8 protein-coding genes are annotated in these 4870 nt (G+C 49.3%); 4 read left to right on the forward strand and 4 right to left on the reverse strand.

Translation table 11 applies throughout. The features are described from left to right. Positions 1-147 precede the first annotated feature (147 nt). Both GX441_01960 and GX441_01965 read left to right on the forward strand, forming a co-directional pair. Positions 148-507 carry a hypothetical protein gene (locus GX441_01960; protein ID NLI97407.1) on the forward strand — a complete coding sequence of 120 codons (360 nt, stop codon included), beginning with the start codon at positions 148-150 and terminating at the stop codon, positions 505-507. A gap of 48 nt (positions 508-555) precedes the next feature. After that, the gene (locus GX441_01965; GenBank protein ID NLI97408.1) at positions 556-1011 is read left to right on the forward strand and encodes a hypothetical protein; all 456 of its coding nucleotides are present in this window, start codon (positions 556-558) and stop codon (positions 1009-1011) included. A gap of 25 nt (positions 1012-1036) precedes the next feature. Here the strand turns inward: GX441_01965 and GX441_01970 are convergent, their stop codons facing one another. Genes GX441_01970 through GX441_01985 form a run of 4 tightly spaced genes read right to left on the reverse strand, consistent with a single transcriptional unit; the run spans position 1037 to position 4128 of the window. Then, entirely contained in the window at positions 1037-1498 is a 462-nt protein-coding gene (locus GX441_01970) for a hydrogenase maturation protease (protein NLI97409.1), read from the reverse strand. Beyond that, positions 1491-2753 (reverse strand): glycosyltransferase family 4 protein, encoded by a 1263-nt coding sequence (locus tag GX441_01975; GenBank protein NLI97410.1) that lies wholly within the window; start codon positions 2751-2753, stop codon positions 1491-1493. Before GX441_01975 ends, GX441_01970 begins: the two co-directional genes overlap by 8 nt. Continuing rightward, positions 2754-3728 (reverse strand): tetratricopeptide repeat protein, encoded by a 975-nt coding sequence (locus tag GX441_01980; GenBank protein ID NLI97411.1) that lies wholly within the window; start codon positions 3726-3728, stop codon positions 2754-2756. Positions 3729-3753: 25 nt separating this feature from the next. Continuing rightward, entirely contained in the window at positions 3754-4128 is a 375-nt protein-coding gene (locus GX441_01985; protein NLI97412.1) for a RidA family protein, read from the reverse strand. 126 nt (positions 4129-4254) lie between these two features. On the opposite strand from GX441_01985, the gene GX441_01990 reads away from it, so the two are divergent. Together GX441_01990 and GX441_01995 are read left to right on the forward strand one after the other, a co-directional pair. Further along, positions 4255-4581, forward strand: a complete 327-nt coding sequence (locus GX441_01990; GenBank protein NLI97413.1) for a hypothetical protein — start codon at positions 4255-4257, stop codon at positions 4579-4581. Between the two features lie 22 nt (positions 4582-4603). Then, a partial coding sequence (locus GX441_01995) for a transposase (GenBank protein NLI97414.1) occupies positions 4604-4870 on the forward strand: 267 nt, incomplete at its 3' end.

Raw genomic sequence — 4870 nt, forward strand, 5'->3', positions numbered from 1 at the left:
AAAGAATAACCTGCAGGGGGATTTTTCAAACAGTGTGTTTTTTAAGATTTGGAATTACGTCATATGCTTGAGGCTGACTTGGCATGCATCTTGCTCTACCTATAATCTGGATAGTACACTACTAAAAGCCTGAAACGGAGGGATTAGATGAAGAAGGTCTTCTTGATTTTAACAATAATCGTGCTGTGGTGGGTGGTAGGTTGCCAGCCGGAAGAGCCGGAGCTCCCTCAGCCGCCTGAACTCATAGCGCCGCTGAACGGAGAAGTGTTTACATCCGACCCACCAACGTTTGTTTGGCGGTCAGTAGATGAAGCTGCATATTACAAGCTAGAGATTAGATGTTTGGCTCCCTACACTGGCTTATTGGCACGTCTTCCCCTGAAAGATACTGTCTTTGAGATGCAAAAAAACATTTTTGATGGCGCACCACCTGGCGATTATTCGTGGAAAGTGGCATCAATGACGGTGGACGGAGTGGCTTCAATGGGTGACGAGTGTTCTCTTTAGTTCGATAAGACACTTCCACCTATCGATTTCGACACTACTTATTTCCCCATGGGATCGGATTATCAATGGGTTTTCGAACGATGCACGGAAGACTACTATCTCGGCGAAAGCTATTACGAAACACTCTCCGTATCCTATTCGGGACTCGGTGATGCAGCTAAAACCTTCGGGAATCTAATCCGAGTTCCTGGGGAACGAGTAGTTGCTCCTATTCCTGAGGAGTATTCCGATAAAGAGGAATACGGCAACTTTCACTTTGAGTTTGCGGTAAGCTGCCATGATGATTATCTACACATGGGTTGGAGTAGTTATGAGGAGCTAGGCCCGGTCGCTGCGGATGTTGACTCCAGAAGTACTGAAAGGTTAAAGTGTATAGGTCCAATCAAAAGGGAGGAAACCGACATTTACGTGGCATCATCAGGGTGTGCCTACGGAGACTTATACCATGACCGCCTCCTTTATTTCATCAAGGACCAGGACACGGTATGGAAATCCACCTCCTGAACCTGCTCGGCACATTCATGGGGATTCAGCTAAGGTGTTTTTTTATAATATCTTCGATGTGTTCGAGCGCCGCCTGGACGGGTGGGGTTAGTGACGCGTTGAACTCAAGGCTGGCTGCCTGAACGCCGAGCAGTTCGATGAGGACGGAGGGATGCTCAACCTGCGTCATCTTGACCCAGAAGGAGAGGGGCACCCCGTGCGTGGAGATTGTCCGTATGGGGAGGGAAAGTATCTCATCTGCGGAGAAGAAGCGAATCTCACCCGGCATCCCGCCCCAGTCGCATGCATCGATGAGAAGTATGCGGTCGGGCTTTTCCTTCTCTACGAGACCGAGCGCGTTCTCAGGAACCTCCCCCCCGTCGACAAAAATCCAGTTTGAGGGAATGGTTGAGGATTCGAGGAGACGGTCTATTGCCAGAGGACCGAACGCGTCGTCGCCGCGCAGCCGGTTGCCGACACCTATTAGAAGGACCCCTTCTTCAGACATTTGCGGTATACTCATCTAGTATTCTGGCAAGCTTTCTTGCGTGGGCGCGGCGCTCGAAACGGGCAATTACTTCGCGCTGAGGATTGTAGGGAAAAACACCCTCAAGCAATAGCTTTAATGCACGGAAAACACCTTCGATATCGCCCTCACGAGCAACACAGCCCGTTCCTGTCTCGCGGATAAGCGAAGCCGTTTCGTGTTCGGGGCTTACGGTCGCAAGTATGGGCGTGCCCGAACCTATGTATTCGTAGGTCTTTGCAGGAACTATGAGATCTGAGTATTCGGCGCGATAGGGCAGCCATAGAAGGTCTGATTTTTGAAGACGGTGCATGGTCTCCTGGTGAGGAAGATGTCCAAGTCTTTCTATGAATGAGGAAACGCCGCTGCGCCGGATGCGCTCTTCCTCCATCTTGCTTATCTCTCCCATTATCTCGACCTTGAGCTTGGCTGGTGTAAGTCCTTCCTCGTCCCTTAACCGGCGTATGGCAGAATAGAGAGTGGTTCCTCGATTTATGTGCTCGAGTCCGAGAATACCTGCGTACGAGATAACGAACTGACCCTTCTTGCGTCGTATACGAGATTTTGTACCTTCTTCAAAATCGTCTGAATCAAAACCGTTAGGTATGTAGTTTATCCGAGGAGCGAGCTCAGGGTAGCGACTCAAGAGATTCCGGATATGTTCTCTCGTTACTCCGATGATTACATCTGCTCCCTCGAGAATCCTTTTTTCAGCTCTCTTGTTCAATGCTCTTTTCCACCTTGCTTTTCCATGCTGAGGATGGCCTGCCCAGGGGTCTCTCATGTCTATAATCAAAGGAAGATTGGCCACTCTCTTGATAAGCTGGCCGGTGAACATGTTGCTCCAGGGCGGAGCAGTAACAAAAACCGCTTTTGCTTTCGATGCGAGTCTTGACGCTTCGTGGAACGCCTGACCGATAAAGCCTGTTTGCGTATCGGGCCACGAAAAACGCTCTGCAATCCACCGCAAGGGGCTATCGACTCTTGGTTTCAAAGGTCCTACAAGCTTCTCGCGAAAACGGAAGCTGTCGAATCCCGCTACGCGATGAAGCTCGATGTCTTTGACTTCATCAATCATTTCAGGATCGGCCATGTAGAATGCCGAAGGCTGAGGCGCGATAACTACAGGTTCCCAGCCGAATTCCGGCAAGTATTTGCAGAGCTTCGTAACGCGCTGAACGCCCACGCCGCCCAAGGGAGGATAGTAATAGGTTATTACAAGGAGTTTCTTAGCCACTTATTTCTTAAGGAGTTTTTCCGCGTCCCTTACTATATCTGAATATCCCAGATCCCTTCTGATTCTATCCTTGTTGTTCACAACATCCCACAGATAACTTCTCGCCTTTTCCCTTTCACCGAGTGCAAGGTATACCTCTGCCAATCTGAGCTTGCACTGGTAGATATTTGTGTAGCACTTTGGCTGATACCAGAATATGTCGCCCAGGAGCTTCTCGTAAAGCTCTTTTGCCTCCTTCCACATGCCGAGATCGATATACAGCTCACCCAAACCCCACCGGAATGTGCGTCCCTTGGGATGTTCGTTCACGAGTTCCCTGCTCACGGCAAGCGCTTCTGAAGGTCTTTTTTCTTCCCTCAAGACGAAGGAGAGCGCCTGCCCGGCAGATGCCTTGAAGTATTTGCCCTTTTCATATACGGTTCGGATTTCGTAAATACCCTTCTCCACGTTAGTGGATGCCTTTGCACCCGGAAGATAGCGGTCTACCCTGCCTGAGAAATAGTCGTACGCTCCCTTGGCAAGATAGGCGTCATAGAGTGTTGAATCGAGTTCTACAGCCCTTAAAAGCGGCTTCAGGGAGTTTGTTCCGGATGAGAATGCCGCAAGATACTGCCTTTTCCAGCCCGAGCGAATCATGCGGAACACCTGAACGGACCCTATAAAAAAGAGATCGCGTGCATTCTCGCCCTCTTCTTCGATTCCCTGCCTCGCCAGCTTCTCGGCCTTTGCCATTTCCTGGTCAAAATGCCATTCTAGTGAATCGGTTACGAAATCGGACATGTATATAAACGTCAATGCGCCGTTAAGGAAGTACGGAGCCGGGTCATCAGGACAGAGTTCCTTAGCGTCGGCATAAGCCTTGCGTGCCGTAGTATAATCTTCTACGTGGGACGCCTCAATCCCCTTTTCAAGAAGCGCTTCGGCCTGAGGCGTCAGCGCTGAGACAAACAGGTTTAAAAAAAGGAGTTCAACCATCAGTATCTAAAGACGAGACATGGACTTAAATGGTTGCAATGGCCGCTATTTCTACAAGCGCGCCTTTTGGAAGCCCTGCCGATTGTACGGTAAGACGCGCGGGGTAGGGCGCCGTGAAATAGGAAGCGTATATCTCGTTCACCCTAGGGAAGTCGGCTAACGAGGCAAGATGGATGTCGCATCTTACGACGTCGTCCATTGTAGCTCCCGCTTCCTCGAGTATGGCCTTTAGGTTCTCCATCACCTTTTTGGTCTGAGTCTCAATGCCTTCCAGGAGCTTATCGGTTTCAGGGTCAATGCCAAGCTGTCCTGCAATGAAGACTAGATTAGAGACCCGCACTGCCTGGCTGTATGGACCTATTGGCAGCGGTGCCTTGTCGGTTCTTATCTCTTTTTTCATGCATCTCCTCTTTTTTGCTTTATGCGGGTAGTTTAAGTCCGGATAGCGGTCTGTCAACCCTGTTGACTAATTTTCCAATTCCGCTATTCTTTTATTAAAAGGGATAGACTCATCAAGGAGAAAAAGATGCACATATTATTAGCTTTAAGACTTTTTTCGCTCGTTGCACTGGCAACCCCGGCTCAACAGGCCGATGCATTACTGTCTTATATAACATTCCCTCAATCTTCTCTCTATGAATGGAAAACGGCAATGGATGATTCAGGTTATGTCTGGATGGCTGGTATCTATAAAGAAATATTCATAAACAGGATTGACTCACACGGACATAAGGTGATAGATGAGACGATTCTTCCAAGACAATTCGGTGCTCACCAAAGTATTCTCTTTGACAAATGGTGTATACTGCGTCCCTCAGAGAGTGGACACGTTGAGTGTTTAGAGGTAGAATGAGGCATCTAGCCAAGGATGCAAGATGAAGCGCAGTAACTGGACGACAGAGGAGAAGCTGGCGGTGGTACTTGAAGGATTGAACGGCAGGAAGTCGGTGACGGAGATATGCCGGGAACATCAGATATCCCAGACACTATATTACCGGTGGCGCGACAAGTTCCTTGAGGGGGCCAGGACTGGTCTTGAGAACGGGAGTTCTGACGATAAGGCTCACCGTTCGGAGGTAGAGCGACTCCAGAAGCTAATAGGTAAGCAGGCGATCCAGCTAGAGATACTAAAAAAAACGGAG

The sequence above is a fragment of the bacterium genome (assembly GCA_012517375.1).
In the GTDB taxonomy this organism is placed as follows: domain Bacteria; phylum Hydrothermota; class Tepidihabitantia; order B3-TA06; family B3-TA06; genus JAAYVC01.

What these genes read in the sequence shown, in the direction of transcription:
- GX441_01960 (NLI97407.1), top strand. Translation starts at nt 148, where the DNA reads ATGAAGAAGGTCTTCTTGATTTTAACAATAATCGTGCTGTGGTGGGTG.
- GX441_01965 (NLI97408.1), top strand. Translation starts at nt 556, where the DNA reads ATGGGATCGGATTATCAATGGGTTTTCGAACGATGCACGGAAGACTAC.
- GX441_01970 (NLI97409.1), bottom strand. Translation starts at nt 1,498, where the DNA reads ATGTCTGAAGAAGGGGTCCTTCTAATAGGTGTCGGCAACCGGCTGCGC.
- GX441_01980 (NLI97411.1), bottom strand. Translation starts at nt 3,728, where the DNA reads ATGGTTGAACTCCTTTTTTTAAACCTGTTTGTCTCAGCGCTGACGCCT.
- GX441_01985 (NLI97412.1), bottom strand. Translation starts at nt 4,128, where the DNA reads ATGAAAAAAGAGATAAGAACCGACAAGGCACCGCTGCCAATAGGTCCA.
- GX441_01990 (NLI97413.1), top strand. Translation starts at nt 4,255, where the DNA reads ATGCACATATTATTAGCTTTAAGACTTTTTTCGCTCGTTGCACTGGCA.